Origin of the sequence: Streptomyces sp. CB02009 (assembly GCF_001905825.1) — a bacterium.
GTDB lineage: Bacteria > Actinomycetota > Actinomycetes > Streptomycetales > Streptomycetaceae > Streptomyces.
Window position 1 is genome coordinate 521,048 of sequence record NZ_LIVV01000003.1, and the last position, 26,994, is coordinate 548,041.

General features: G+C 73.3%; 19 protein-coding genes. 12 read left to right on the forward strand and 7 right to left on the reverse strand.

The window, feature by feature from the left end; genetic code table 11:
• Positions 1–29 precede the first annotated feature (29 nt).
• Positions 30–1,487, forward strand: a complete 1,458-nt coding sequence (locus tag AMK27_RS15060) for a DNA-3-methyladenine glycosylase 2 family protein (RefSeq protein ID WP_382501974.1) — start codon at positions 30–32, stop codon at positions 1,485–1,487.
• On the opposite strand, the gene AMK27_RS15065 is transcribed toward AMK27_RS15060, so the two are convergent.
• The 3 genes from AMK27_RS15065 to AMK27_RS15075 form a co-directional block, all read right to left on the reverse strand.
• A complete protein-coding gene (locus AMK27_RS15065) occupies positions 1,408–1,806 on the reverse strand; it encodes a PPOX class F420-dependent oxidoreductase (protein WP_073906802.1) in 399 nt (132 codons plus the stop codon). The genes AMK27_RS15060 and AMK27_RS15065 overlap by 80 nt on opposite strands.
• A 77-nt stretch (positions 1,807–1,883) precedes the next feature.
• On the reverse strand, positions 1,884–2,366 hold the full coding sequence (locus tag AMK27_RS15070) for a DUF456 domain-containing protein (RefSeq protein WP_073906805.1): 483 nt from the start codon (positions 2,364–2,366) through the stop codon (positions 1,884–1,886).
• Between the two features lie 183 nt (positions 2,367–2,549).
• Positions 2,550–3,533 carry a helix-turn-helix transcriptional regulator gene (locus tag AMK27_RS15075; protein ID WP_073906807.1) on the reverse strand — a complete coding sequence of 328 codons (984 nt, stop codon included), beginning with the start codon at positions 3,531–3,533 and terminating at the stop codon, positions 2,550–2,552.
• 233 nt (positions 3,534–3,766) lie between these two features.
• Between AMK27_RS15075 and AMK27_RS15080 the strand changes: the two genes are divergently transcribed.
• The 4 genes from AMK27_RS15080 to AMK27_RS15095 all read left to right on the forward strand — a co-directional run bounded on the left by AMK27_RS15080 (position 3,767) and on the right by AMK27_RS15095 (position 11,700).
• A complete protein-coding gene (locus tag AMK27_RS15080; protein ID WP_073906810.1) occupies positions 3,767–7,528 on the forward strand; it encodes a S8 family peptidase in 3,762 nt (1,253 codons plus the stop codon).
• A 123-nt stretch (positions 7,529–7,651) separates the two neighbouring features.
• The gene (locus tag AMK27_RS15085) at positions 7,652–9,277 is read left to right on the forward strand and encodes a protein phosphatase 2C domain-containing protein (protein ID WP_107425573.1); all 1,626 of its coding nucleotides are present in this window, start codon (positions 7,652–7,654) and stop codon (positions 9,275–9,277) included.
• Between the two features lie 205 nt (positions 9,278–9,482).
• Positions 9,483–11,225 carry a pyruvate dehydrogenase gene (locus AMK27_RS15090; RefSeq protein ID WP_073906813.1) on the forward strand — a complete coding sequence of 581 codons (1,743 nt, stop codon included), beginning with the start codon at positions 9,483–9,485 and terminating at the stop codon, positions 11,223–11,225.
• Between the two features lie 25 nt (positions 11,226–11,250).
• A complete protein-coding gene (locus AMK27_RS15095) occupies positions 11,251–11,700 on the forward strand; it encodes an ATP-binding protein (RefSeq protein WP_073906816.1) in 450 nt (149 codons plus the stop codon).
• 40 nt (positions 11,701–11,740) lie between these two features.
• Here AMK27_RS15095 and AMK27_RS15100 read toward each other — a convergent pair whose 3' ends face one another.
• Together AMK27_RS15100 and AMK27_RS15105 are read right to left on the reverse strand one after the other, a co-directional pair.
• On the reverse strand, positions 11,741–12,865 hold the full coding sequence (locus AMK27_RS15100; RefSeq protein WP_073906818.1) for a DUF2637 domain-containing protein: 1,125 nt from the start codon (positions 12,863–12,865) through the stop codon (positions 11,741–11,743).
• Positions 12,866–13,069: 204 nt separating this feature from the next.
• Complete coding sequence (locus AMK27_RS15105) at positions 13,070–13,936, reverse strand: (2Fe-2S)-binding protein (RefSeq protein ID WP_073907568.1); 867 nt, start codon at positions 13,934–13,936, stop codon at positions 13,070–13,072.
• Between the two features lie 194 nt (positions 13,937–14,130).
• On the opposite strand from AMK27_RS15105, the gene AMK27_RS15110 reads away from it, so the two are divergent.
• Positions 14,131–15,036 carry a GntR family transcriptional regulator gene (locus tag AMK27_RS15110; RefSeq protein ID WP_073906820.1) on the forward strand — a complete coding sequence of 302 codons (906 nt, stop codon included), beginning with the start codon at positions 14,131–14,133 and terminating at the stop codon, positions 15,034–15,036.
• A gap of 250 nt (positions 15,037–15,286) precedes the next feature.
• Positions 15,287–16,963, forward strand: coding sequence for a hypothetical protein (locus tag AMK27_RS15115; RefSeq protein ID WP_073906822.1), 1,677 nt, complete (start codon positions 15,287–15,289; stop codon positions 16,961–16,963).
• 60 nt (positions 16,964–17,023) lie between these two features.
• Here AMK27_RS15115 and AMK27_RS15120 read toward each other — a convergent pair whose 3' ends face one another.
• Together AMK27_RS15120 and AMK27_RS15125 are read right to left on the reverse strand one after the other, a co-directional pair.
• Positions 17,024–17,812: a hypothetical protein gene (locus tag AMK27_RS15120; RefSeq protein ID WP_073907571.1), complete on the reverse strand. Its 789-nt coding sequence runs from the start codon at positions 17,810–17,812 to the stop codon at positions 17,024–17,026.
• Positions 17,813–18,126: 314 nt separating this feature from the next.
• A complete protein-coding gene (locus AMK27_RS15125; RefSeq protein WP_073906825.1) occupies positions 18,127–19,824 on the reverse strand; it encodes a PucR family transcriptional regulator in 1,698 nt (565 codons plus the stop codon).
• Between the two features lie 310 nt (positions 19,825–20,134).
• On the opposite strand from AMK27_RS15125, the gene AMK27_RS15130 reads away from it, so the two are divergent.
• The 5 genes from AMK27_RS15130 to AMK27_RS15150 all read left to right on the forward strand — a co-directional run bounded on the left by AMK27_RS15130 (position 20,135) and on the right by AMK27_RS15150 (position 26,955).
• Positions 20,135–21,025, forward strand: coding sequence for an FAD binding domain-containing protein (locus AMK27_RS15130; protein ID WP_073906827.1), 891 nt, complete (start codon positions 20,135–20,137; stop codon positions 21,023–21,025).
• 2 nt (positions 21,026–21,027) lie between these two features.
• On the forward strand, positions 21,028–21,615 hold the full coding sequence (locus AMK27_RS15135) for a (2Fe-2S)-binding protein (protein ID WP_073906830.1): 588 nt from the start codon (positions 21,028–21,030) through the stop codon (positions 21,613–21,615).
• Positions 21,616–21,617: 2 nt separating this feature from the next.
• Positions 21,618–24,020 (forward strand): xanthine dehydrogenase subunit D, encoded by a 2,403-nt coding sequence (pucD, locus tag AMK27_RS15140; protein ID WP_073906833.1) that lies wholly within the window; start codon positions 21,618–21,620, stop codon positions 24,018–24,020.
• Between the two features lie 288 nt (positions 24,021–24,308).
• Positions 24,309–25,775, forward strand: a complete 1,467-nt coding sequence (locus AMK27_RS15145) for an NCS2 family permease (protein WP_073906836.1) — start codon at positions 24,309–24,311, stop codon at positions 25,773–25,775.
• Between the two features lie 43 nt (positions 25,776–25,818).
• Positions 25,819–26,955, forward strand: coding sequence for an XdhC family protein (locus AMK27_RS15150; protein ID WP_073906839.1), 1,137 nt, complete (start codon positions 25,819–25,821; stop codon positions 26,953–26,955).
• Positions 26,956–26,994: the final 39 nt, after the last annotated feature.

Below are 26,994 nucleotides of genomic sequence, written 5' to 3' on the forward strand. Positions count from 1 at the left end.
CGGGTGCCCTCCCCGCTCCCGCGAACGTCGTGTCCGAAAACCGCGAGCCGGGGGTCGTCGGCCGTCGCACACTGGGAGACGTGAAGGACGACGACACCCGCTACGAGGCGGTCAGCAGCCGGGACGCGCGGTTCGACGGAGAGTTCTTCTTCGCCGTCCGCACCACCGGCATCTACTGCCGTCCCAGCTGCCCCGCCGTCACCCCGAAACGGCAGAACGTCGCGTTCTTCCCGACGGCCGCCGCCGCCCAGGGCCACGGTTTCCGGGCCTGCCGCCGCTGCCGCCCCGACGCCGTGCCCGGCTCCGCCGCCTGGGACGTACGGGCCGATGTCGTCGGGCGCGCGATGCGGATGATCGGCGACGGCGTCGTCGACCGCGAGGGCGTCCCCGGCCTGGCCGGGCGCCTCGGCTACAGCACCCGGCAGGTGCAGCGCCAGCTCACCGCCGAGCTCGGCGCCGGACCCGTCGCGCTCGCCCGCGCCCAGCGGGCGCACACCGCGCGGCTGCTCCTCCAGACCACCGGGCTGCCGGTGACCGAGATCGCCTTCGCGGCCGGCTTCGCCAGCGTCCGCCAGTTCAACGAGACGATCCGCGCCGTCTACGCCCGCACCCCCAGCGCGCTGCGCGCCGAGGCGGGCAGCGGAGCCGGGGCCCGTACCGCGCTCGCCGCCGGGGTGCCGCTGCGGCTCGCCCACCGCGGTCCCTACGCGGCCGGCGAGGTCTTCGACCTGCTCGCGGCCGAGGCCGTGCCCCACGTGGAGGAGGTCGTCGGAGCCGCCGGCACCCGCACCTACCGGCGCACCCTCCGCCTCCCGTACGGCACCGGGATCGTCTCCGTCGACGAGCGGTCCGCCGGGCGCTGGCTGGAGGCCCGGATCCATCTCACCGAGCTGCGCGACCTGACCACCGCCGTGCACCGGCTGCGCCGCCTCTTCGACCTGGACGCCGACCCGTACGCCGTCGCCGAGCGCCTCGGCGCGGCGCCCGGGCTCGCCGCTGAGGTGGCCGCCCGGCCCGGCGTACGGTCCCCGGGGACGGCCGAGCCGGAGGAGTTCGCGCTGCGGACCCTGCTCGGCGCGGAGGAGTCCGTCCGGGTCGTCGAGGCGCACGGCACCCCGCTGGCCACCGGCTGCGGCAGCCTCACCCGCCTCTTCCCGGAGCCCGGGGCGCTCACCGGCCACCCCGTCGCCGGCCCGCTGGCCCGCGCGCTCGCCGACGGAGCCGTACGCCTCGACCCCGGCGCCGACCGCGACGAGGCCGAGGCCGCCCTCCGCGCCGTCCCCGGAGTGACCGCCGAGGCCGCCGCCCTCATTCGGATGCGCGCCCTCGGCGACCCCGACGTCCCCCCGGCGGGCGTCCCGGCCACGGAGGAGTGGCGGCCCTGGCGCTCCTACGCAGCCCGCTACCTCAGGACTCCGCTCCGGGGAGCTCCTCCAGGCCCCAGCTGTGGATCCGGCGCGGACGGATCCGGATCACCTCCTCGCTGAAGTGCGCGCCCAGCGCGTGCGGGCCCACCAGGAGCTCCGCCTCGCCCCGGATCTCCACGCCCCGCACCCGCCAGGGGCGGACGCTCGCGAGATCGTCCACGACCAGCGCCACCTTCGGGTTCGCCCGAAGATTGCGCCACTTCTTCGTACGGCCCATCGCGAGGCCGCCCACCAGGACCGTGCCGTCCTCCTGCGGGAAGAAGCCCACCGGATTGACCTGCGGCTGACCGGAAGGGTCGACCGTGGCCATCCGCGCGAGCTGCCGGCCGCCCGTGAGATAGGCCCGTTCCGCCGCGCTGAAGCCCTCGAAATCCCTCATGCCACCAGCATCCCGCTCCCGGACCCCGGGCGGATCGGCGTGGGGCCCCAGCGCGCCTCCCCCTTCCGTCCTAGGACTCAGCCCCAGAGCACCGCGCCCGCCCACGCCCCCACGACGAGCAGGCAGGCGAACAGCTCCACGAGGACGCTCGTGCCGGCCGCCCGCATCACCGTCCTGGTGGCCGCCCCGGCCTGGCCGTGGCCGCCCAGCCGGAGGCGTTCCGAGAGGTAGATCCCGCCGACGAAGCCGGGGATCGCGCCGATCACCGGCACCAGGACGAAGCCCAGGAGGGCGCCCACGCCGGCGTACGTCACCATCCGCCGGGTGATGCCCACGCCCCGGAAGCGGCGGGGCGGCAGCTGCCAGACGACCACCTGGGTGAGCAGCAGCAGACCGGTCGTGGAGGCGAGCAGGATCCAGGCGAGGTCGGTCCGCTCGTGCAGGGACCACCAGAGCATCGCGGCCCACACCAGCCACGTCCCCGGCACGCCGGGGGCCAGCACTCCGAACACGCCGAGCAACATCACCGTCGCGACCATCAGGAGCTGCCACACACCCACGCGCCCAGGGTCCCCCACAACCGGCGTCCGCGCAGGTCGCGGCGGGCATCCGGGTACGGCGGCCCGTTCGGCCGAACGTCACCGCCGGGGGCTCCGGCCCGTTCAGCCCGTTCAGCCCGTGCGCCGGGGCTCGGGACGTGTGACCCGCTCAGCCGCGTGCCACGGGCCGGAGGCTCCGGCCCTTCAGCCGCGCGCCACCCAGCCCTTCTCGTACGCGTGCCAGCCCAGCTGCAGCCGGGTCGTCACCCCGGTCAGCTCCATCAGGCCCTTCACCCGGCGCTGCACCGTCCGGAGCCCCAGGTCCAGCTGCTTCGCCACGCTCGCGTCCGTCATCCCGGCGAGCAGCAGCGACAGGATCTCCAGGTCCATGACGTCCGGACCCGGTGCCTCGTCCTCGGTGATCTGCGCGCCCGCCCCGAGTCTCAGCGGCAGCGCGTCCCGCCACACCGACTCGAACAGGCCCATCAGCGATTCCAGCAGCCCGCTCGCGTGCACGACGATCGCCGCCGGTTCCGCGCCCCGCCCGGTCAGCGGCACCATCGCCAGGTTCCCGTCGGCGACCACCAGCTTCGTCGGCACCCGGTCGGCGACCCGGATCCGCTCCTCACGGCTGAGCGCCGCCGAGAGTTCGAGCAGCCCGGACGGGAGCGTCAGCACGTCGCGCTCGATCACCACCCGGTAGCGCACCCCCCGCCCGGCGGCCTGCTCCTCCGCGTCGTTCTCCATGCCCGACACCGCGATCGGCTTGCCCGTCACCAGCGCGCAGACCTCCTCCTGCGCGCCCAGCTGGAGCTGGAGGAACCGGTGGGTGACGGCGCTCGCGCCGGTCACCACCTCCACCAGGTCGTGCACGGCCGCCTCCGTGGCCTCCGCCCGGTACTCCTCGGCCAGCAGCGCCGCCGCCAGCTCCGCCTGCTCCAGCTCGTGGCGCTGCTGGGTCAGGAGGGCGCCCAGGGCCACCCCGGGCGGCGCCGCCACCCACCGTCCGGTCCTCGCCGAGGACTGCGCGGCGAGGCCCTGCGACTCCAGGCGGCGCAGCGCCCGCTCGGTGTCCGGTTCGGGCAGCGCGAGCCGGTGCGCCAGGTCGGTCACCTCGGCCGCGCCCAGCGCGACCAGCGCCCGGTACGCGGACTCCTGGCGCTCGTCGAGTCCTATCGCTCCCAGCATGGATGCCCCACCCCTCGCCCCACCTGCGGTGGTGCGCCCCGGATCTTCCCAGGACATTCACCGGAGGCATTCGTTCCGTTGGTGACCTGGCGGGAAACGGCCACGGCGTATTCCCGCCTCGCCCATCATCCCTGTACCGCCCTCACCTCTGCCAATGTGGCGCCACCGCAGCACCAACAGCCTCCGGAGACGGGTGCCTTGTGCCCTTTTTCCGGAATCAGATGGGGAGAGCGATGCGTCCGATTTCGCGTACGGCCCTGGGGGCGGCGACCGCCGCCGTCCTGGCCGTCACCGCGGTCGCGCCGTCCGTGGCGAACGAGCCGCAGGACGACACGGCCGGCAAGCGACCGCTGGTGGGGAGCGAGGCCGCGGCCCGCGCCGGGGACCGTCCCGTCACGGTGACCCTGGTCACCGGGGACCGCGTCGTGGTCGCCCGCGACGCCGACGGCAACCCCTCCGCCACGGCCCTGCCGCGCGAGGACGGCACCGTCCCCCTGGTCCAGACCCGCCGCTCCGGCCAGGACCTGTACGTCTACCCCGAAGGCGCCACCGCCGCGCTCGCCGCGGGCCGCGTCGACCAGGAGCTCTTCAACGTCACCGGCCTCGTCCGGCAGGGCTACGACGACGCCGCCAGCACGACGCTGCCCCTCATCGCGGTCTACGGCTCCGACCTCGCCCGCTCCGTCCCCGCCGCCCCGCGCGGCGCCCGGCGCGGCCAGGTCCTCAGGACCGTCGACGGCGTCGCGCTCACGGCGGAGAAGAAGCAGGCCGCCACGTTCTGGGCCGAGGTGAACACCCCCACGGCCCGCTCCGCCTCCGGAATCACGAAGCTCTGGCTCGACCGCAAGGTGCAGGCCACCCTGGAGCGCTCGACGAAGCAGGTCCACGCCCCCGAGGCCTGGGCCGCCGGCTACGACGGCACCGGCACCAAGGTCGCCGTCCTCGACACCGGCGCCGACGCCGAGCACCCCGACCTCAAGGGCCGGATCGCCGCCTCGGAGAACTTCACCGACTCCGACAGCACCGACGACCGCCAGGGCCACGGCACCCACACCCTCTCCACCGTCGGCGGCTCCGGCGCCGCGAGCGACGGCAGGAAGAAGGGCGTCGCGCCCGGCGCCGACCTCCTCAACGGCAAGGTCCTCAACGACTCCGGCTCCGGCGCCGCGTCCTGGATCATCGCGGGCATGGAATGGGCCGTCGCCCAGGGCGCCGATGTCGTCTCCATGAGCCTCGGCAGCCCCGAACCCACCGACTGCACCGACCCGATGAGCCTCGCGGCCGAGGAACTCGCCCGTAACGAGGGCACGTTGTTCGTCGTCGCCGCCGGAAACTCCGGTCCCACCCTCAACACGGTCTCCTCGCCCGGCTGCGCGCCCAGCGTGCTCACCGTCGGCGCCACCGACCGCGACGACTCCACCGCGTACTTCTCCAGCCGCGGCCCGACGATCGTCAACCACACCCTCAAGCCCGAGATAGCCGCCCCCGGCGTCGCCATCTCCGCCGCCGCGGCCGGCGGCCGCGGCGTGTACGCCTACCAGTCCATGTCCGGTACGTCGATGGCCACCCCGCACGTCGCGGGCGGCGCCGCCATCGTCAAGCAGCGCCACCCCGACTGGACCGCGCAGCAGGTCAAGGCCGCGCTCGTGGCCTCCGCCGAGAGCTCCGTCCCCGGCGACGTCCGCGAGGTCGGCGGCGGCCGCCTCGACGTCAAGGCCGCGATCGACCAGACGGTCCTCGGCTCGCCCGCCGTCCAGGGCGGCACCTACAACTGGCCGCAGGACAGGACCGACCGCACCACGGTCTCCGTCCCGTACACCAACACCTCCGGCGCCCCGGTCGCCCTGAACCTGGCCGTCGAGAAGGTCACCGGCAACGACGGCTCCCGGGTCGGGAGTTCGGTCGCCCGCCTGGGCAGGCGCACCGTCACCGTCCCGGCCGGTGCCACCGTCCAGGTCCCGCTGGAGCTCGACCCCACGGCCCGCCTCGACCGCGCCCAGTACGGCGACGTCACCGGCCGCGTGGTCGCCACCGGCCGGGGCGGCATCCATGTCTCCACCCCGTTCTCGCTCTACGTCGAGCCCGAAACGGTCACCCTGCGCGTCAAGTTGATCGACCGTCAGGGCAAGCCGGCCGCGGGAGCCTCGTCCCTCGACGTCATCGGCACCGATGTCGCCAGTGGCGAGCGCCGCTTCAACGACGGCGCCACCGACCAGGTCTACCGCGTGCGCCCCGGCAGCTACTTCCTCTCCTCCTTCGTCACCACCCCCGACGCGGGTGAGGGCGCCACGCTGAACGACTCGCTCAGCTACCTCGGCCGCCCGCAGGTCGAGGTCAAGAAGGACACCACCGTCGTCCTCGACGCCCGCAGGGCCCACAAGCTGTCGGTCGCGACCGACAAGGACTCCGAGGCCCGCGGCACCACCCTCGCGTTCGCCCGCTCGTGGGACGACTTCTGGCTGCACGCCGGCACCGCCGCCGGCGGGCGCACCATCCGCAGCTACTACGCCTCCGTCGAAGGCGCCGCCACCGAGGGCGACTTCGAGTTCGGCAGCTACTGGCGCACCGCCGCCCCGCTGATCTCCTCGCTCCGGACCACCGACGGCCTGACCCTGCACCCGGTCACCGCCTCGACCGGATCCGACAACCTCGACGGCACCGGCACCGCCGGTCTCGTGGACGCCGGCACCGGCACCCCCGAGGAGCTCCAGGCCGCCGGCGTCCAGGGCCGTATCGCCCTGGTCCGCTTCCCCGACACCTCCAACTCGGCCCTGACCGTGGCCCGCAACGCCAAGGCCGCGGGCGCGGTCGCCGTCCTCGCCCACCGCACCGGCCCCGGCCGCTGGTACCCCTCGGGCGGCTTCGCCGGGGCCGGCTTCCCGGTCCTCGCCGTCGACTCCACCGAGGGCGCGGCCCTGCTCGGCAAGCTCGCCACCCGTGAGGTCGCCCTCTCCTGGAAGGCCACCGCCAAGAGCCCGTACCTCTACAACCTCGCCTTCCCCGAGAAGGGGTCGATCCGCGGCGACAGGAACTACCGGGTCCGGGACGCGCAGCTCGGCCGCACCGAGTCCACCTACCGCGCCATGGGCCTCGCCAACGACTTCATCGACTTCGGCGGAGCCTCCCGCCCCGACGGCACCTCCGTCTCCTTCGGCGACCTCGCGACGGTCCCCGCCCCGGGCACCCGCACCGAGTACTACACCGCCGGTGACACCAGCTGGGACCGGATGCTGTCCTCCAGCTTCCCGTTCGGCGAGTACATGATCGGCACCCCGCACACGTACAAGGCCGGCGAGCGGCGCACCGAGCGGTGGTACGACGGGGTCGTCGCCCCCACCGCCCCGCGCGACAGCACCGGCAAGCCGGTCCTCGTCGCGGAGCGCCAGGGCGACTACATCGGCTTCTCCGCCGCGATCTGGGGCGACACCGCCCACCACGGCGAGGCCGGTTCCTTCGGGGACATCGGCAACCTCCGCCTCAGCCGCGACGGCGAGCTCATCGGCCAGAGCAGCTGGCCGTTCGGCGCCTTCCCGGTGCCCTCCGACGCGGGGACGTACACCCTCGAACAGAACGTCACGAAGATCGGGAGCAGGGTGTGGGCCCGCTCGAACTCCGTCAATTCGGTATGGAAATTCACCTCCAAGCTTGACGAGAGCGTCTATTCTCAAGGCATCCCGATTCTCTTCCCCCGGTACGACCTTCCGGAGGACGGACTCAAGACCCTTGCCGCGACCGACGGCCAGCACATCGGCCTCACCGCGACGGGTCACGCGGGCTACACTCCCGCGGCGCTCACCTCGGCCAAGCTCTCGTACTCCTACGACGGAGGCGAGACCTGGACCGAAGCGCAGGTCTCTCAGCAGGGCGGCCACTGGACCGCGACCGTGAACCACACGGGCGCGACCGGCCGGCAGGTCACCCTGAAGACCGAACTGACGGACGCCAACGGCAACTCCGTCACCCAGACCGTGGTCCGCGCCTACGACGTGCGCTGATCACGCCGGTCCGCCGGGCGTCCTTCCCGTGGGGGGTGGGGTCGCCCGGCGGACCACCCTTTCACCGCAACGGTTTTCCGGATGTCCCGTTTTCGGGCGCCCCCCGCGGTGGACAATAAGGGCATGACTCAGCAGGGGGACGACAACTGGTGGGACAAGCTGTACGACGAGTCGGCGCCGGACACGGCCCCGACGGCGTCGGGTGACACCCTCGACGACCACTTCACCACGGCGACCCGCGCCACCACGGGCCCGCCGGGTGCGCCTCCGGGCCCGGCGCCCGACCCGTGGGCCACGGCGGCCGTCCCGGTGCCGCCGCCGAAGGCCGCCGCGCCACCGAGCCCGCCCGCCGCACCACCCACGCCACCCGCCCCGCCCGCGCCGCCGGTGGCCGCCTCTCCGCCGGTGGCCCCGCCGCCGCCTCCGCCGCCCGGCCCCGCCGTACCCCTCGTGCCCGGACGGGCGCCCTGGGAGGCACGGCAGGAGGGCCCGCAGACCTTTCCCGCCCCGCCTCCGCCGCCTCCACCGGCCCCGCCCGTCGAGACACCCCCCGTCCGGGCGCAGACGCCCGGAAGCCCGGACGACCCCGAGGGGACCGGGACCGAGACCGGGTTCAGGACCGGGTCCGATCCCGAGTCCGGCTCCGCCTCCGGCTCGGGATCTGCCGGCGAGGCCCCGACCGACGGGCCCGACTCCCGCTCCGACTCACCATCCGACTCCGGCTCCGGCCTCACCGTCGAGGTCTCCGTGCCCCGGCCCCGCACCGGACACGTCGGGAGCCGGCCGCCCACCTACGAGCCCGAGCCGACCGCGCTGCCCGTCGCCCGGCCCGGAGAACTCGGCGAGCTGGTGTCCGACACCGTGCTCGACGGAGCCCGGTACGGCACCTGCACCCTGCGGGCCGCCTCCGTACGGGGCGACTCCGCCCGCTACCGGGGCGAACCCCGCCGCGACGCCCTCCTCACCGCCCGCTTCGGCCACGACGAGACCGCGCTCGTCCTCGTCGCCGTCGCCGCCGGCTCCCGCGCCGCCGAGGACGCCCATCTCGCCGCCGCCGACGCCTGCCGGTGGATCGCCGAGGCCGTCTGCCGCAGCCACGCCCGGCTCTCCGAGGACATCAGGTCCGGCCGCCGCGGCGACCTCAAGTCGGGACTGCACCGGCTCACCGACCGTACCTACGGCAAGCTCCGCACCCGCGCCGCCGAGCGCGGCCTCGCCCCCGACGAGTACACCGCGACCCTCCGCTGCCTGCTCGTCCCCGCCGACCCCGACTGCCGCACCCGGGTCTTCTTCGGCATCGGCGGCGGCGGTCTCTTCCGGCTCCGCGACGGCGCCTGGCAGGACATCGAACCGCTGCTGCCCGAGCCGGCCGCCGTCACCGGCGCCCCCGTCGTGGGCTTCGGCTCGCCGCCCCCGCAGGGCGTCGCCGCCGAGACCGAGGAGGGCGACCGGCTCACCATGGACCTCGGCATCACGACCGCGCCGGGACCGCTCGTCGAGGAACCCGTGCCGCCGCCCGCCGAGCCGTTCCGCTTCCGCGCGTCCGTCGCCCGCCCCGGCGACACCCTGCTCCTCGCCTCGCCCGGCCTCGCGGAGCCGATGCGCGGAGAGCCCGCCCTCGCCCGCGAGCTCGCCGCCCGCTGGGCCGACGCCGAGGCGCCCGGCCTGGCCGCGTTCCTCGCCGACACCCAGCTGAGGGTGACCGGATACGCCGACGACCGCACGGGGGTGGGCGTCTGGGAGGCGTAGGCCGTCTCTTTCGGATCTTGCCTGACCCGTGCCGCCCGGCACCGCACCTCGCCGCGTTGTCGAGGCACCCGAGTACGTCCAGTACGCGGGAGCCTCTCCGCCTTGCGATGTACGGCGCCGGACGACACGGGCTTGACCGGCAAGATCCGAAAGAGACGGCCTAGTCCACCGGGCGCAACCCGCCGGACCATGGGTTGATGGAGCCATGGCCAAACAGAACGTGGCGGAGCAGTTCGTCGACATCCTCGTCCGCGCGGGCGTCCGGCGCCTGTACGGCGTCGTCGGCGACAGCCTGAACCCGGTCGTCGACGCGATCCGCCGTACCCCCTCGCTCGACTGGATCCAGGTACGGCACGAGGAGACCGCGGCCTTCGCCGCCGGCGCCGAGGCCCAGATCACCGGGGGCCTCGCCGCCTGCGCCGGTTCCTGCGGCCCGGGGAACCTGCACCTGATCAACGGCCTGTACGACGCCCACCGCTCGATGGCCCCGGTCCTGGCGCTCGCCTCGCACATCCCGTCGAGCGAGATCGGTTTGGGCTACTTCCAGGAGACCCACCCCGACCAGCTGTTCCGCGAGTGCAGCCACTACAGCGAGCTCATCTCCAACCCGAAGCAGATGCCCCGGCTGCTCCACACCGCGATCCAGCACGCCGTCGGCCGCGGCGGCGTCAGCGTCGTCACGCTGCCCGGTGACATCGCCTCCCAGCCCGCCCCGGAGAAGGCGGTGGAGACCGCGCTCGTCACCTCCCGGCCGACCGTCCGCCCCGGGGACGCCGAGATCGACGCCCTGGTCCGGATGATCGACGAGGCCGACCGCGTGACGCTCTTCTGCGGCAGCGGCACGGCCGGCGCGCACGCCGAGGTGATGCAGTTCGCCGAGCGGATCAAGTCGCCCGTCGGCCACGCCCTGCGGGGCAAGGAGTGGATCCAGTACGACAACCCGTACGACGTCGGCATGAGCGGACTGCTCGGCTACGGCGCCGCGTACGAGGCCACCCACGCGTGCGATCTGCTGATCCTGCTCGGCACCGACTTCCCGTACAACGCCTTCCTGCCCGACGACGTCAGAATCGTCCAGGTGGACGTCAGGCCCGAGCACCTCGGCCGCCGCTCCCGGCTCGACCTGGCCGTCTGGGGCGACGTCCGGGAGACCCTGCGCTGTGTGACCCCCCGGGTCCGGGCGAAGACCGACCGGCGCTTCCTCGACAAGATGCTCAAGAAGCACGCCGACGCGCTCGAAGGCGTGATCAAGGCCTACACCCGCAAGGTCGAGAAGCACGTCCCGATCCACCCCGAGTACGCGGCCTCCCTGATCGACGAACTCGCCGACGCCGACGCCGTGTTCACGGTGGACACCGGGATGTGCAACGTCTGGGCGGCCCGCTACCTCAGCCCCAACGGACGGCGCAGGATCATCGGATCGTTCAGCCACGGATCGATGGCGAACGCGCTGCCGCAGGCCATCGGCGCCCAGTTCGCCGACCGGAACCGGCAGGTCGTCACGCTCTCCGGCGACGGCGGATTCTCCATGCTGATGGGCGACTTCCTCACCCTCGTGCAGTACGACCTGCCGGTGAAGGTGATCGTCTTCAACAACTCCTCGCTCGGCATGGTCGAGCTGGAGATGCTGGTCTCCGGGCTCCCCTCGTACGGGACGACGAACAAGAACCCGGACTTCGCGGCCATCGCCCGTGCCGCCGGGGCCTACGGCGTACGGGTCGAGAAGCCCCGGCATCTGGCGAGCGCCCTCAAGGAGGCCTTCAAGCACAAGGGCCCGGCGCTGGTGGACGTCGTCACCGACCCCAACGCCCTCTCCATCCCCCCGAAGATCAGCGCGGACATGGTGACCGGCTTCGCCCTCTCCGCCAGCAAGATCGTCCTCGACGGGGGCGTGGGCCGGATGGTCCAGATGGCCCGCTCCAACCTGCGCAACGTGCCCCGACCCTGAGGGAATGCGGGCGTTTCGGCGGGGCATGCATCCCCGTGAGCCTGTTCGACGCGATCTGTGGGTGGGGGATATGGCCGGGGAGGCACGACAGCCGACTCAACTGCTCAGAAAGGTGGGATGCGCGGATCTCACCGCAGTGCCGGAAGTACGGCACGCCCTGCGTGAACTGCTGCGGAAATGGGGCGGGCCGGGCGCGTCCGACGTCGCGGAACTCCTCACCAGCGAGCTGGTGACCAACGCCCTGATCCACACCGAGCACGGAGCCGTCGTGACGGCGACGGTCGTGCCCGAGCAGCTGAGGGTCGAGGTCCGCGACTTCGTCCCCGGTATCGCGCCACCGCCCGTACCGCCCGCCGACGACGGTACGCACGGCAGGGGACTGATCCTCGTCGAGGCCCTCGCCGACTCCTGGGGAGTCGAGAACCACGGGGTGGGCAAGGTGGTGTGGTTCGAACTGAACGGCGGGGCCGCCTGAGAGGCGGCCCCGCCGTTCTGCGGTGGACGGAACGGTCCGTTCAGCCGAACTGCTGCTCCAGGTCCTTGAGCTTGCGCTCCAGGGAGTCGAGACGGGGCAGCGTCTGGGTGTCGTCCTCCGCGGTGAGGTCCACCGTCCGGGAGTCGCCCGGGTGGAGCTCACGTCCTCCGACGGCTTGGAGGGAGGGCCGGGGTCGAAGCGGCAGTTGTCCCGGATCCGCTATGGCCGGTTCCGCGACGGCGGCCTGCACGGACGCCGACGCGGAACCGGAACCCGAGCTGCCGCCGGACCCCGCACCCGGACCCGTACCCGCGCCCGAGGGGGCGTTGAGCGCCGCCATCTCCACCTGGCGGCCGCCACCCCGGCCGAGCCCGAAGGCGCGGTGCTGGCGGTTGATCGCCTTCAGCCGTGCCCGGTCGAGCTTCACCTGGTCGCGCCGGCGGATCCGGTTCTGCTCCTTCTCCCGCCGGTCCTCTCGCACCTCGTCGACGGCCTCGTCCAGGGTCCGCACGCCCTCCAGCAGCATCAGCGACCAGGCGGCGAACGTCTCCCGCGGCGCCCTCATCCACCGCACGATCCGGATCTGCGGCAGCGGGCGGGGCACCAGGCCCTGCTCGCGCAGCGCGGCCCTGCGGGTCTGCTTGAGCGCCCGGTCGAAGAGGACCGCCGCCGAGAGGGACATGCCCGCGAAGAACTGCGGCGCGCCGTCGTGGCCCAGGCCGCGCGGAGCGTGCACCCAGTTGAACCAGGCCGCCGCGCCCGCGAACAGCCAGACGAGCAGCCGCGAGCCGAGGGCCGCGTCGCCGTGGCTGGCCTCGCGGACCGCGAGCACCGAGCAGAACATGGCGGCGCCGTCGAGGCCGAAGGGAACGAGGTACTCCCAGCCGCCGGTGAGGTTGAGGTTCTGCCGGCCGAAGCCGACGAGCCCGTGGAAGGACAGGGCCGCGGCGACCGCGGCACAGCAGAAGAGGAGGACGTAGGAAGCGGTGCCGTACACGGCCTCCTTGCGTCTGCGGCGCTCCTCGCTGCGTTCCCAGGAGTCCTCGGCCGCGGCCTGGTCACCGGCGCGCTTCCCGCGCGCGAGCACCGCCACCGCCGTCAGGACTCCGGCCACCATGACGCCGCCCGGAAGCAGCCAGTCCAGCGATATGTCGGTCAGTCTCATGCGGTGTCCCTTGCATCGCAGTAGGGCGTTTGGCGGCCCATACTGGCCGACCCCGTGGGGTGCTCAAGGGGTTTCCGGGCAAGAGCACGCCATCGGGGCGCCACGACCTACGAATAGGTGCGATCTGGTCGAACGTCCATGCAAGGAAAGGGAGTTGAGTTCGATTTACGCCACCCGTCCGGGTGGCGTAATCGCGGGGGAGCCTCAGGCGGTCGCCGTGAGCCGGCGGACCCGCTCGGCGTCGCACGTGCGCGGACAGGTGATGCAGGTGTCCTCGGGGCGCAGCGTGTAGAAGAAGCAGCAGGTCGCGCGGTCGCGCGTGGCGCGCGGGGCGCCGTCAGGCCCCTCGGTGCCGGTCAGTTCGCGGAACCCCGCCGCGCCGGCGTAGGGCTTGTACGGCTTGGCGGTGCCCGGCATCAGGAGGTCGAGCTCGGCCATCGCCCGCCGCTCCTCGTCGAACAGGGTGCCGATGTACCAGAGGCCCTCGACGATCTCGTCCGTGGCCATCCCCCACAGGGCGCGGCGGCCGCGCCGCATCCGCGAGCCGAAGCCGTCGAGGATCGCCTCGAAGTGCTCGGCGAGCGAGGCGCGCACCTCGGCCCGCAGCGCGTCCTCGTCGGGGACCACCCGGGCGCCGGGGAGGGACGCCGCGGGGTCGCCGGGCAGGCAGGCGAACTCCTCCACCCGGACGGCCATCCGCCCGAGCGCCCGCTGGAACGACACGTTCCGTGCGGGCAGCCGGGGCACCCTGCGGTCCAGGAACCAGGGAACGGTGACGAGGAGGCAGGCGGGCCAGGCGTACCGGTGCAGTCCGAAGCTGGCGACGACGTCGGGACGGGCCTGGGTGCCGTAGTCGCGCAGCACCTGCGCGTTGTCCCAGGCGAGGAAGGCGTCGAGGTCGGGGCCGCCGGCCGCGAGCTCGTCCGCGCCGACCCAGCCCGCGCCGCGCGGCAGCCGGTCGCCGTCGGCGTGTTCCTCTATCCGGAGATGGGGGAAGACCTCGGCGAGCCGGGCGTAGGCAGCCGCGACGGGCGAGGTCGGAGAGGCGGGCAACAGGGCGGGGACGGTCATGCGGACCACCGAATCGCGAGCGTTTGAAGGTTAGCCTTACCTTACCCGATTCGGAGTCGCCTCTCACCACCGGCCGCGACCCTCCGACCAGCGAGGCAGTCCTCACACCCCTGATGCCGGTCCGTTCGCCTATGGTGCACAGAGGACCCGCGCGACGCGAGCCGGGCCCGGCACGAGGCCGCAGGAGGACCCGGGTGGAGCAGGGCGCAGCGCGCGAGCGGGCGACGGAGAGACCGTCCCCGCCCTTCGGCGACGCCGCCCGGGGCCCGGAGGAAGCCGCCCGGGTGCCGGAACAGGCCCGCTCCGAGTCCGCCCGGGGCGAGCACACCCACGGCGAGCCGGCCGCCCCCGGCGCCGCCCCGGCTCCCGGTGCCGCCGCCGCCCCGGCTTCCGGCGTCGCCTCCGCCGCCGCTTCCGGCCCGGCTCCCGTTCCCGCGCGTGCCGCCGTGCCCGCGGCGCGTACCGCCCCCGCCGCCCGTGTCGTACGGCACTCCGTCCGCGGTCAGATCCTCGACGCGCTCCGCACCGCCCTCGTCGGCGGCGAGCTCGTGCCCGGCGAGGTGTACTCCGCCCCCGCCCTCGGCGAGCGGTTCGGCGTCTCGGCCACCCCGGTCCGCGAGGCCATGCAGCGCCTCGCCGTCGAGGGCGCCGTCGAGGTCGTGCCGAACCGCGGCTTCCGGGTCACCGAGCGGACCCCCCGCGAGCTCGCCGAACTCGCCGAGGTCCGCGCGCTCATCGAGGTCCCCGTCATGCTGCGGCTCGCCCGTACCGTGCCGGCCGGCCGCTGGGCCGAGCTCCGGCCGCTCGCCGAGGCGACCTCGACCGCCGCGGCCCGGGGCGACCGCGCCCACTACGCGGAGGCCGACCGGGCCTTCCACCGGGCGGTCCTCTCCCTCGCGGGGAACGAGCAGCTGCTCGCCGTCGCCGACGACCTCCACCGCCGCTCCCAGTGGCCCCTGATCAGCGCGCCCGTCGTGCGCCACGGTGTGCTCGTGGCCGACGCCGCCGAGCACACCGCCCTGCTCGACGCCCTGACGGCCCAGGACCTCACGGTCGTCGAAGCCCTCGTCCGCGAGCACTTCACCGGCTCGAACGCCTGACCGTCCGGCCCGCCAGGGTCGATGGTCATGCCAACCGGCGGAGTCGCGGGGGGAGTCGGGAACGCCCCTCCGGCGTCCTCCGGCTTCGGCGACGGCACGCTCACCGGCGGCGACCCCGACGCCTCACCGCGTCGCGTACCCGTCGACGCCCCAGGAAGACCGTCCCCGCGACGGGGCGGTCACAGGGGCCCCGCGCCCATTAAGGTCAAGGGCGACAGCCGCCCGTACCGCGTCGCCCGTGAGGTGCCCCATGCCGTCCGCGACCCCGTCCCCTGCGGACGGAGGCCGACCCGTCACCGGTACGGAGACCGAGGCCACCGCCCTGCTCGGCTGGCTCACCGATCCCGAGGCGCCGCGGCTCTGCCTCGTCACCGGCGCCCCCGGCAGCGGCAAGACGGCTCTGCTCGGCTGGTTCGCCAAGCACGGCCCGCGAGCCGGCCGGCCGCGCCGCCGCACGGCCCGGGTGCTCGTCCCGCTGGCCGGACAGAGCGCCCTCGGCGCGACCTGGACGATCGCCGACCGCCTCGGCGTGGTGGCGCGGTCGCCCGGCGACCTGGTGCACGCGCTCGCCACCAGCGAGGCCCGGCCCGCCGGCCGTGCCGTCCTCCTCCTCACCGATCTGCACGCCGCCGCCGAACCCGCCGCGCTCACCGATCTGATCGCCGAGCTCGCGGGGGTCGGCCGGGTCCGCCTGGTGGTCGAGGCCCGCAGCGGCACCCCGGCCCCCGCCGCCCTGCGCACCGACCGGCGGGTCGCCGTCGTGGACCTCGACGGCGAGGACGGAACCCCCGGCCACGGCGCCCCCGAGCGGGCCCGGCCGCTGCCGGACCTCTCCGACCCGGTCGGCGTCTGCACGGCCGACCCGCTGCTCGTCACCACGGCGTACGTCACGGGGGCGGCCGCCGCCGGACTCCCGGGCACGCTCGACGGCCCGGAGGTGCCCGGGCGCCCCGGTGAGAACGCCGCCGAGGACCACGGCGGTCTCCGCGCCGCCTGGATGCGGGCCGGCCAGTCCCTCTGCCGCGAACAGGCGCCCGCAGAAAGGGCGTTGGTGCTGCTGTCCGCGCTCGGCGACGGTGCCGACCCGCGACTGCGTCCCGCGCTCGCCGAACTCGCGGAGGGGTCGCCCTGGCGGCTCCGCTGGGCCCGGCACCGGGGCGACCTGACCCCGCCCTGGCCGGGTCCCGTCACGGTCCTCGGGGCGGCGGGCGGCCCGTTGGAGGGGACGCTGCTCGTCGGCGACCGCACCGGCGCCGTACGCCTGCTCCACGAGGCCGACGCGAGCCCGGCGGGCCGCCTCGCCCACACCGTGCCCGGCCGGGTCACCGCGCTCGCGCCCGCGCCCGACGGCACCGTGCTGCTCCTGGACGACCGGGGCCGGCTGCACACCGTACGGGGGACGACACCGCGGGCGCCGTATCTGGAGCGCCTCACGGAGGCGGTCTCGGCGACCCTGGCCCGTCACCCGGGAACGGCCCTCGCGGCGATCGCGGGCTCGGTCGTGGTGGGGGACAGGCTCGGCTCGGTGCACGCCTTCGGTCTGCGGGGCCTGCACCAGGCCGCCTCGCACAGCGGCCGGGTCACGGCGGTCGCGGCGGTGGACTCCGAGACGCCGTTCGTCTGCTCCGGCGGCGCCGACGGGACCGTCCGGCTCTGGACCCCGGGCCGCGATCCGCGCCCCGAGCCCCTCGCCGAACGGCCCTCGCCGGTGATCTCCCTGCACGCGACGGAGACCCCGCACGGTCCGCTGGTCGCCGTCGCCTGGGGCGACGGCCTCGTCGAACTCCACCGCCCGGAGGGCGGCCCGACGCTCTCGTTCCGCCCGGGCCCCCCGGTCCGCGCGGTCGCCGTCACGGGCGCCGGCTCCCTGCTCATCGGCACCGACGAGAGCCTGGTGTGTCTCACCCCGAGGCGCCCGTCCTCCTGAGCACGCACCGGCGGCGTGGCGTGCTGATGAGCCGTCACCAGTGTTTCGTGTGTTGGTACTTCACGTGGCGGGCTGCGGTGTCAGCTGGGCGGCGAGCCAGGTCGGCACGCCGCCCAGGAGGCGGAACAGGCGGCGGGCCTCGGCGCGCAGCCGCCCCGCCTCCGGTTCGGTCTCGGTGGTGGCGAGAGCGGTGAGGGCCGGGGCCGTACCGACCAGATAGCCCAACTCCTCGCGGATGCGCAGCGATTCGGCGAAGCCGTGCCGGGCCTCCGCCAACTCTCCCTCCCGAAGGGCGAGTCCGGCGAGGTGTCGCCAAGTGGAGGACAGCAGCAGCGAGTCGCCCTGCGCGGTGGCCCCGGCGTGCGCCCTGCGGTACGCGGCGCGGGCCGCCTGCGGGGAGTCGCCGAGGTTCTGCGCGATGAGCCCGCGCCGGAGGTCGAGCAGCGGCCGGCCCTCGTCGGACGGGGCGATGAGGGCGGCGGCCCGGCCCAGGGCCATGCGTGCCTCGTCGGCCCGGTCGCGTACCCCCAGAAGCGTCGACGCGTAGGCCAGATAGCCGCGTTCGCAGGCGGCGGCGCCGCGTTCCTCGTCGGTGCCGGCCACCGCCTCGGCCGCCCTGAGCGCGTCCTCCGCGTCGGCCCAGCCCTGTTCCGTGTAGAGGCAGCGCTCGATCAGCAGCGCGGCCCGTTCGAGTGCGGCGGCCGGTTCGGTCGCGTGGGGCGCGAGGAGCGCGGCCGCGTCCGTCCAGCAACCCCGGGAGCGGAGACGCCATATGGCGGTCTCCACGGGAGTCTCCTTGCCGTAGGCGAGGGACGGATCTCCGCCGCCCCCTGATTCGGAACCAGACATGGCGGTGTCCGCCACATTGCCCTCCCCGAGCGCGCCATTGAGCTGTTGAGTGAGACCCGCATCTCAGCACGAAGGGGAGTACGTGGCCAAGAGGTCAGGTGAAAGAATTCACAAGAGTTCGGCGGATCGGTGTACCGCTGTCCGGACCGTGGCCGAAAGGGCGTCGAAGCCCCGCCGGGCCCGCGATCAGGCCCCGGCGGGGCCCGCCGGCCGCCCCGGCCGACGGGCCCCCACCGGCCCTGACGTCACTCCGTCGGACTCGCCCGAAAGGGTGAATCCGCGGGGGATCCCCCGGGTCGTCCGATCAGCTCGTGTCAGCTCATCCGCAGGGCGAGGAAGAAGTCGAGCTTGTCCTCGAGACGGGACAGATCACGGCCCGTGAGCTGCTCGATCCGGCCCACCCGGTAGCGCAGCGTGTTCACGTGCAGGTGGAGCCTGGTCGCGCAGCGGGTCCAGGAGCCGTCGCAGTCGAGGAAGGCCTCCAGGGTCGGGATGAGCTCGGCCCGGTGCCGCCGGTCGTAGTCGCGCAGCGGGTCGAGCAGCCGGGCCGTGAAGGCGCGCCGCACGTCGTCCGGGACGAACGGCAGCAGCAGCACGTGCGAGGCCAGCTCGTGGTGGCCCGCGGCGCAGACCCGCCCCGGACGGGCCGCGGCGACCCGGCGGGCGTGCCGGGCCTCCTCCAGAGCCCCCCGCAGCCCCTCCGCCGAGTGCACGGCGGCGCTGACCCCGAGGGTCAGCCGCCCGTCGTCGGCCAGGCCGGCCGACAGCGGAGCGCGTACGGCCGCGAGCAGCGCGTCCGCGTGCAGGCCCAGCGCGGTCGCCGGGCTCTCGTCCTCGCTGTCCGGCAGCGGACCCGCGGCCAGCGGGACCAGCGCGATGGCCTCGTCACCGCTGTGCGCCACGGCGATCCGGTCGGCGGACTCGGCGCCCACGGTCGCCGGGTCGACGAGGATCTCCTCCAGGAGCGCCTGGGCGACCGGTCCGGCGTCCACGGCGGGGCTCTGACCGGCCTCCTGCTCCCACTCGACTCTGGCGACGACCACCTGCCAGTGCGGGGCCGTACCGAGCCCCGGCAGCAGCACCGGGGCGGCCACCCGCAGCCTGGCCGCGATCTCGGCGGGCGCCGCGCCCGTCTGCACCAGCTCCAGGACCTCCTGGGCGAGCCGGCGCCGTACCGTACGGGCCGCGTCGCGCCGGTCCCGCTCGACGGCGATCAGCTGGGTGACGCCCTGGAGCAGGTCGAGCCGGGCGGCCGGCCAGTCGCCCGCGTCCGCCTCGACGGCGAGCAGCCAGTCCGACAGGACCGTCTCGCGGACGTCGCGGGAGGCGGGGGCGGCGCCCCGGCCGGTGTTGCGGATCGGAAAGAGGGAGTACGCCGTTCCGCCCGTGCTCAGCCGGTGCGGGCCGCGCCGTCCGGTCCGGGTGGCGGCCAGGTGCTCACCGGCGAGGGTGGCGGCGAGCGGGGCAGGGAGGGGCTCGCCCGCCCCCGCGATCTGGCGGCCGGTGGGGGAGAGGACCCAGGCCCGCAGGTCCAGGTCGGAGCCGAGCAGGTCGAGGACCACCTCGGGTCCGCCGCCGGCGGGTCCCGAGGTCATGAGCCGCCGGTGCCGGTCGACGACGGCCGCCAGGTCCCCGGCCCGCTCGCCGGAGACCTGTCGAACAACGTGTTCGGTGATCGTCGCGAACGCAACGGTCTCGTTCACCGCGAACAGCGGCAGACGATGGCGTGAACACGCCTCTACGAGATCGTCGGGGATGTCGCCGAGCTCGGCCTCGCCCGCCGCCAGGGCGGCGACCCCGGCCGAGGCCAGGATCCGTACGAAGGGCTCCGCGTCGGCCTGCTCCCGCAGCCAGGCGAGGCCGGTCAGCACCAGCTCGCCGCCGGACAGGTACCGGCTGGGGTCCTTGAGGTCCGTCGTCATCACGCCGCGGACGGTGCGGTCCAGCTCGTCCTCGCCGCCGAGCAGGCGCAGCCCGAGCGCGTCGTTCTCCAGCAGTGCGCGCAGCCGCATCGTGTCGCCGCCGTTCCTTCGTCAGTGGGTGGTGGGGTTGTCGCGTTGTCGACGGTGGCGTGGGGCCACCGTTTCCAGGGGAAAACGGCGAGGTAACTGTTCCCCGCCTTTCGTTCGAATCTACAAGACGACGACGGGACCCAGCCAACTCCTTCATGTTTTCGGTGACTGCACCCGGGCGAGCGTCGGCTTGTGTACTAGGCCACACACCGCGTTAACAGCACATGAACGTGAAGTCGAGGACCCGGCCGTCCCCCCGGAACCCCTGCGCACGACCCCCGATCACCAGAATCACTAGAAGAGAGCCACCATGGACTTCCTTCGCCCCGCCAGCTGGGAGGAGGCGCTCGCCGCCAAGGCAGAGCACCCCACGGCCGTGCCCCTTTCGGGTGGCACGGACGTCATGGTCGAGATCAATTTCGACCACCGGCGGCCCGAGTACCTCCTGGACCTGAACCGCATCGAGCTGCTGCGTGAGTGGGAGGTCGGCGAGGAGAACGTCCGCCTCGGCGCCGCCGTTCCGTACACCCAGATCATGGAGAACCTCCGTGCCGAGCTGCCGGGCCTCGCGCTCGCCTCGCACACGGTCGCCTCCCCGCAGATCCGCAACCGCGGCGGCGTCGGGGGCAACCTCGGCACCGCGTCGCCCGCCGGCGACGCCCACCCGGCCCTGCTCGCCGCGGGCGCCGAGGTCGAGGTCGAGTCGGTGCGCGGCAACCGGTTCATTCCGATCGACGAGTTCTACACGGGCGTGAAGCGCAACGCGCTGCAGCCCGACGAGCTCATCAAGACCGTCCACATCAAGAAGGCGGACGGCCCCCAGCAGTACTCCAAGGTCGGCACCCGCAACGCGATGGTCATCGCGGTCTGCGCCTTCGGCCTGGCCCTGCACCCGGAGACCCGGACCGTGCGCACCGGCATCGGCTCCGCCGCGCCGACCCCGATCCGCGCCAAGGAGGCCGAGGCCTTCCTGAACGCGGCTCTGGAGGAGGGCGGCTTCTGGGACAACGGCAAGATCATCACCCCGTCGATCGCGAAGCAGTTCGCCGACCTCTGCTCGGGCGCCGCCAACCCGATCGACGATGTCCGAGGCACCGCCAAGTACCGCCGCCACGCCGTCGGAATCATGGCCCGCCGCCAGCTCGGCTGGACCTGGGAGCAGTACCGCGGCACCGGCCGCACGCTTGAGGGAGCTGCATAACCATGCGCGTCAATTTCACGGTCAACGGACGTCCGCAGGAAGCCGACGACGTCTGGGAGGGCGAGTCCCTCCTCTACGTCCTGCGTGAGCGGATGGGCCTGCCCGGCTCCAAGAACGCCTGCGAGCAGGGCGAGTGCGGTTCCTGCACGGTCCGCCTCGACGGAGTGCCGGTCTGTTCCTGCCTCGTCGCGGCCGGACAGGTCGAGGGCCGCGAGGTCGTCACCGTCGAGGGCCTCGCCGAGTTCGCCAAGGAGCGTTCCGAGCACGCCGGTTGCGCCTCCGGCGCCTGCGGCACCTCGCTCGACGCCGCCAAGAAGTGGGAAGCCAAGCCCGGTCAGGACTCGCAGACCGGCGAGGGCGTCGAACTCTCCCCGATCCAGCAGGCGTTCATCGACGCCGGCGCCGTCCAGTGCGGCTTCTGCACCCCCGGTCTGCTGATCGCCGCCGACGAGCTCCTGGAGCGGCAGAGCGACCCGTCCGACCAGGACATCCGTGAGGCCCTCTCCGGCAACCTCTGCCGCTGCACGGGCTACGAGAAGATCCTCGACGCGGTCCGCCTGGCGGCCGCCCGTCAGGGAGAGGCGGTCTGACCATGGCGCAGAACACGCGCACCGTTCCGGCGGGCACGCCGACCAACGTCACCCAGAAGCACACCAAGGGCGGCATCGGCGAGTCCACCCTCCGCCCCGACGGCACGCTCAAGGTCACCGGCGAGTTCGCGTACTCCTCGGACATGTGGCACGAGGACATGCTCTGGGGCCAGACGCTCCGCTCCACCGTCGCGCACGCCGAGATCGTCTCCATCGACATCTCCGAGGCGCTCGCGATGTCCGGCGTGTACGCCGTCCTCACGTACGACGACCTGCCGACCGAGATGAAGAACTACGGTCTGGAGATCCAGGACACCCCCGTCCTGGCGCACGGCCGGGTACGCCACCACGGCGAGCCGGTGGCCCTGATCGCCGCCGACCACCCGGAGACCGCCCGCCGCGCGGCCGCCAAGGTCAAGATCGAGTACAGGGAGCTGCCGGTCGTCACCGACGAGGCCTCCGCCCTCGCCGACGACGCCCCGCTGATCCACGAGGGCCGCGACGACCACCACATCGGTCACGTCCCGCACCCGAACATCGTGCACCGGCAGCCGATCATCCGCGGCAACGTGGAGGAGGCCCGCAAGCGCGCCGACGTCATCGTCGAGGGCGAGTACGTCTTCGGCATGCAGGACCAGGCCTTCCTCGGCCCGGAGTCCGGCCTGGCCGTGCCGTCCGAGGACGGCGGTGTCGACCTCTACGTCGCCACCCAGTGGCTGCACTCGGACCTCAAGCAGATCGCCCCCGTCCTCGGCCTGCCCGAGGAGAAGGTCCGCATGACGCTCTCCGGCGTCGGCGGTGCCTTCGGCGGCCGCGAGGACCTGTCGATGCAGATCCACGCCTGCCTCCTGGCGCTCCGCACCGGCAAGCCGGTCAAGATCGTCTACAACCGCTTCGAGTCCTTCTTCGGCCACGTGCACCGCCACCCGGCGAAGCTGCACTACGAGCACGGCGCCACCAAGGACGGCAAGCTCACCCACCTCAAGGCCCGGATCGTCCTCGACGGCGGCGCCTACGCCTCGGCCTCCCCGGCCGTCGTCGGCAACGCCTCCTCGCTCGGCGCCGGCCCGTACGTCGTCGACGACGTCGAGATCGAGGCCGTCGCGCTCTACACCAACAACCCGCCCTGCGGCGCCATGCGCGGCTTCGGCGCGGTCCAGGCGTGCTTCGCGTACGAGGCGCAGATGGACAAGCTCGCGGCCAAGCTCGGCATGGACCCGGTGGAGTTCCGCCGGATGAACGCCATGGAGCAGGGCACGATCATGCCGACCGGCCAGGTCGTGGACTCCCCGGCCCCGGTCTCCGAGCTGCTGCGCCGGGTCAAGGCCCGCCCGCTCCCGCCGGAGCAGCAGTGGCTCGCCGCCGGTGAGCAGGCGGACGTCCGCGCGCTGCCGGGCGGTCTGTCGAACACCACGCACGGCGAGGGCGTCGTCCGCGGTGTCGGCTACGCCGTCGGCATCAAGAACGTCGGCTTCTCCGAGGGCTTCGACGACTACTCCACCGCCCGCGTGCGCCTGGAGGTCATCAACGGCGAGCCCGTCGCGATGGTCCACACGGCCATGGCGGAGGTCGGCCAGGGCGGTGTCACCGTCCACGCCCAGATCGCCCGCACGGAGCTGGGTGTCACCCAGGTGACCATCCACCCGGCCGACACCCAGGTCGGATCCGCCGGCTCGACGTCCGCCTCCCGGCAGACGTACATGACCGGCGGCGCGGTGAAGAACACCTGCGAGAAGGTGCGCGAGACCGTCCTGGAGATCGGCCGCCGCAAGTTCGGCTCGTACCACCCCGCGTGGGCCACCGCCGAACTGCTCCTGGAGAACGGCAAGGTCGTCACCGACGGCGGCGAGGTCCTCGCGGACCTGGCCGACCTCCTGGAGGGCGAGGCCGTGGACCAGGAGCACGAGTTCCGGCACCGCCCGACCGTCCCGTTCGACCTGGTCACCGGTCAGGGCGACGGCCACGTCCAGTACACCTTCGCCGCGCACCGCGCGGTGGTGGAGGTGGACACCGAGCTCGGCCTCGTGAAGGTCATCGAGCTCGCGACCGCCCAGGACGTCGGCAAGGCGCTCAACATGCTCTCCGTCGTCGGCCAGATCCAGGGTGGCACCACCCAGGGCCTGGGCGTCGCGGTGATGGAAGAGATCATCGTGGACCCGAAGACCGCGAAGGTGCGCAACCCCTCCTTCACGGACTACCTCATCCCGACGATCCTCGACACGCCGACCATCCCGGTCGACGTACTCGAACTGGCCGACCCCAACGCGCCGTACGGCCTGCGGGGACTCGGCGAGGCCCCGACCCTGTCGTCCACCCCGGCCGTCCTCGCGGCGATCCGGGCCGCGACGGGCCTGGAGCTCAACAAGACGCCGGTCCGCCCCGAGGCGCTCACCGGCACCCTCTAGGACTCTCCGGGCGGTACGTGCCTCCCAGGGAACGTCACACTTCCCCAGCCCGTACCGCCCGGAGTAACCCCCAGCAACACCCCGCAGTACCAGCAACACCCCGCAGTAGTCGCAGTACCAGCAATACCCGCAGTACCGATTCACCGCAGTGCCGATTCACCCCGTTCGCCTCGGGCCGTCCCCCGGGTCGTGCAGCCCACGCAGCATCCCAAATCCCGCAACTTCAGCAGATCAGAAGTCCTTCGAAGTCTGACGCGGGTGCCCCTTTGAACCTTGGGAGTAGGCCCCATGACCCAGTCGTCTGTGGAGCCCAAGACCGCTTCGGAGGACGCGGGCTCCGGCTCGAACGTCCCCGCCGGCCGCTCTTGGCTCGACCGGTACTTTCACATCTCGGAGAGAGGATCCACCGTCGCGACGGAGATCCGCGGCGGCGTCACCACCTTCATGGCGATGGCGTACATTCTCCTGCTCAACCCCCTGATCCTCGGCGGCAAGGATGTGGACGGCAACGTCCTCAGCCAGCCCGCCCTCATCACCGCGACCGCGCTCGCCGCCGCCGTGACCACCCTGCTGATGGGCTTCTGGGGCAAGGTCCCGCTCGCCCTCGCAGCCGGTCTCAGCGTCTCCGGCGTGCTGTCCTCGCAGGTCATCGCCGTGATGACTTGGCCGCAGGCCATGGCCATGTGTGTGGCCTACGGTGTGGTGATCTGTCTCCTGGTGGTCACCGGCCTCCGCGAGATGATCATGAACGCGATCCCGCTGGCGATCAAGCACGCGATCACCATCGGCATCGGCCTCTTCATCGCGCTGATCGGCTTCGTCAAGGCCGGCTTCGTCCACGAGAACCCCTCTCCCGGGGGTGGGCCGGTCGTCCTCGGCCCGGCCGGTGAGCTGGCCGGCTGGCCGGTCCTCATCTTCGCCTTCACGCTGCTGCTGATCTTCGCGCTCCAGGCCCGCAACGTGCCCGGCGCCATCCTGATCGGCATCGTGGCGGGCACGGTCATCGCCGCCATCGTCAACGCCGTCGGCGACCTGCCGGCCAAGGCCTGGTTCTCCGGCCCGCCGGAGCTCAACGGCAGCGCGGTCTCCACGCCGGACTTCTCGCTCATCGGCGAGGTGTCGTTCAGCGGCTGGGGCGACGTCGGCTACATCACGATCACGATGATCATCTTCACGCTGGTGCTCGCCGGCTTCTTCGACGCCATGGCCACGATCATCGGCGTCGGCTCCGAGGCCAAGCTCGCGGACTCCCAGGGCCGGATGCCCGGCCTCTCCAAGGCGCTGTTCATCGACGGTGCCGGCGGTGTCATCGGCGGCGGCGTCGGCGGCTCCGGCCAGACCGTCTTCGTCGAGTCGGCCACCGGCGTCGGCGAGGGTGCCCGCACGGGTCTCTCCTCCGTCGTCACCGGCGCGTTCTTCGCGGCCTGCCTCTTCTTCACCCCGATCACCGCGATCGTGCCGGCCGAGGTGGCCTCCGCCGCCCTGGTCGTCATCGGCGCGATGATGATGCAGAACGCCAAGCACGTCGACTGGAGCGACCGCTCCGTCGCGATCCCGGTGTTCCTCACCGTGGTCCTGATGCCGTTCACGTACACCATCACCACGGGTGTCGCGGCCGGTGTCATCTCCTACACCGTCATCAAGACGGCGCAGGGCAAGGCACGCGAAGTGGGCGCCTTCATGTGGGGCCTGACCGCGATCTTCATCGTGTTCTTCGCGATCCATCCGATCGAGAGCTGGCTGGGCGTCAGCTGACGCCCGTACCGTCGCCCTCCACACACATATCGAGGAGTTCGAGATGCTGGACATCGCCGAAGAGCTGCACCGGTGGGTCGAGCAGGGACGCGATTTCGCCGTCGCCACGGTCGTGGCGGTCGGCGGGAGCGCGCCCCGGCAGCCGGGTGCCGCACTCGCCGTCGACAGCGACGGCACGGCGATCGGCTCGGTCTCCGGCGGGTGTGTGGAGGGCGCGGTCTACGACCTGTGCCAGCAGGCCATCGAGGACGGGAAGACCGTCGTCGAGCGCTTCGGCTACAGCGACGAGGACGCCTTCGCGGTCGGTCTGACCTGCGGCGGCATCATCGACATCCTCGTCACCCCGGTCCGCGGCGGGGTCTTCCCCGCCGCGCTGGCCGCCGCCACCTCGGGGGAGGCGGCGGCCCTGGCCCGGATCGTCTCCGGCCCCGAGGACCTGATGGGACGGGCCATCCTGGTCCGCCCCGACGGCTCGTACGACGGGAAGCTCGGCGGCCACCCGGAGCTGGACCGCACCGCGGCGGGCGAGGCCCGCGCGATGCTCGACGCGGGCCGCACCGGCACGGTGGAGATAGGCGAGGACGGCAGCCGCTGCGGACAGCCGCTGACCCTGCTCGTCGAGTCCTCGGTCCCGGCCCCCCGCATGATCGTCTTCGGCGCCATCGACTTCGCCGCCGCCCTGGTCCGGGTCGGCAAGTTCCTCGGCTACCACGTCACCGTGTGCGACGCGCGGCCCGTCTTCGCGACGCCGGCCCGCTTCCCCGAGGCCGACGAGATCGTCGTCGAATGGCCCCACCGCTACCTGGAATCCACGGAGGTGGACGGCCGCACGGTGCTCTGCGTCCTGACCCACGACGCCAAGTTCGACGTGCCGCTGCTCCGGGCGGCCCTCAGGCTTCCCGTCGCCTACGTCGGCGCGATGGGCTCCCGCCGCACCCACGAGGACCGCAACAAGCGCCTCCGCGAGGTCGGCGTCACCGAACTCGAACTCGCCCGCCTGCGCTCCCCGATCGGCCTCGACCTCGGCGCCCGTACGCCGGAGGAGACCGCCCTGTCGATCGGCGCGGAGATCGTCGCCAACCGCCGGGGCGGCACGGGCCTCTCCCTCACGGGCGCCCACACCCCGATCCACCACGACGGCCCCCGCGCGCCCGCCGGGCGCATAGGCTCCGTCGCCTAGCCGGAGCCACGGACTCCGCGGCCCGGCGCACGGTGACAC

Bases quoted from the DNA above. Each gene is read 5' to 3' on its own strand.
- AMK27_RS15085 (WP_107425573.1), top strand. From the start codon at position 7,652: ATGACTCAGCAGGGGGACGACAACTGGTGGGACAAGCTGTACGACGAG.
- AMK27_RS15135 (WP_073906830.1), top strand. From the start codon at position 21,028: ATGCGCGTCAATTTCACGGTCAACGGACGTCCGCAGGAAGCCGACGAC.
- AMK27_RS15080 (WP_073906810.1), top strand. From the start codon at position 3,767: ATGCGTCCGATTTCGCGTACGGCCCTGGGGGCGGCGACCGCCGCCGTC.
- pucD (WP_073906833.1), top strand. From the start codon at position 21,618: ATGGCGCAGAACACGCGCACCGTTCCGGCGGGCACGCCGACCAACGTC.
- AMK27_RS15105 (WP_073907568.1), bottom strand. From the start codon at position 13,936: ATGACCGTCCCCGCCCTGTTGCCCGCCTCTCCGACCTCGCCCGTCGCG.
- AMK27_RS15130 (WP_073906827.1), top strand. From the start codon at position 20,135: ATGGACTTCCTTCGCCCCGCCAGCTGGGAGGAGGCGCTCGCCGCCAAG.
- AMK27_RS15125 (WP_073906825.1), bottom strand. From the start codon at position 19,824: ATGCGGCTGCGCGCACTGCTGGAGAACGACGCGCTCGGGCTGCGCCTG.
- AMK27_RS15095 (WP_073906816.1), top strand. From the start codon at position 11,251: ATGCATCCCCGTGAGCCTGTTCGACGCGATCTGTGGGTGGGGGATATG.
- AMK27_RS15120 (WP_073907571.1), bottom strand. From the start codon at position 17,812: ATGTCTGGTTCCGAATCAGGGGGCGGCGGAGATCCGTCCCTCGCCTAC.
- AMK27_RS15100 (WP_073906818.1), bottom strand. From the start codon at position 12,865: ATGAGACTGACCGACATATCGCTGGACTGGCTGCTTCCGGGCGGCGTC.
- AMK27_RS15115 (WP_073906822.1), top strand. From the start codon at position 15,287: ATGCCGTCCGCGACCCCGTCCCCTGCGGACGGAGGCCGACCCGTCACC.
- AMK27_RS15145 (WP_073906836.1), top strand. From the start codon at position 24,309: ATGACCCAGTCGTCTGTGGAGCCCAAGACCGCTTCGGAGGACGCGGGC.
- AMK27_RS15150 (WP_073906839.1), top strand. From the start codon at position 25,819: ATGCTGGACATCGCCGAAGAGCTGCACCGGTGGGTCGAGCAGGGACGC.
- AMK27_RS15065 (WP_073906802.1), bottom strand. From the start codon at position 1,806: ATGAGGGATTTCGAGGGCTTCAGCGCGGCGGAACGGGCCTATCTCACG.
- AMK27_RS15075 (WP_073906807.1), bottom strand. From the start codon at position 3,533: ATGCTGGGAGCGATAGGACTCGACGAGCGCCAGGAGTCCGCGTACCGG.
- AMK27_RS15090 (WP_073906813.1), top strand. From the start codon at position 9,483: ATGGCCAAACAGAACGTGGCGGAGCAGTTCGTCGACATCCTCGTCCGC.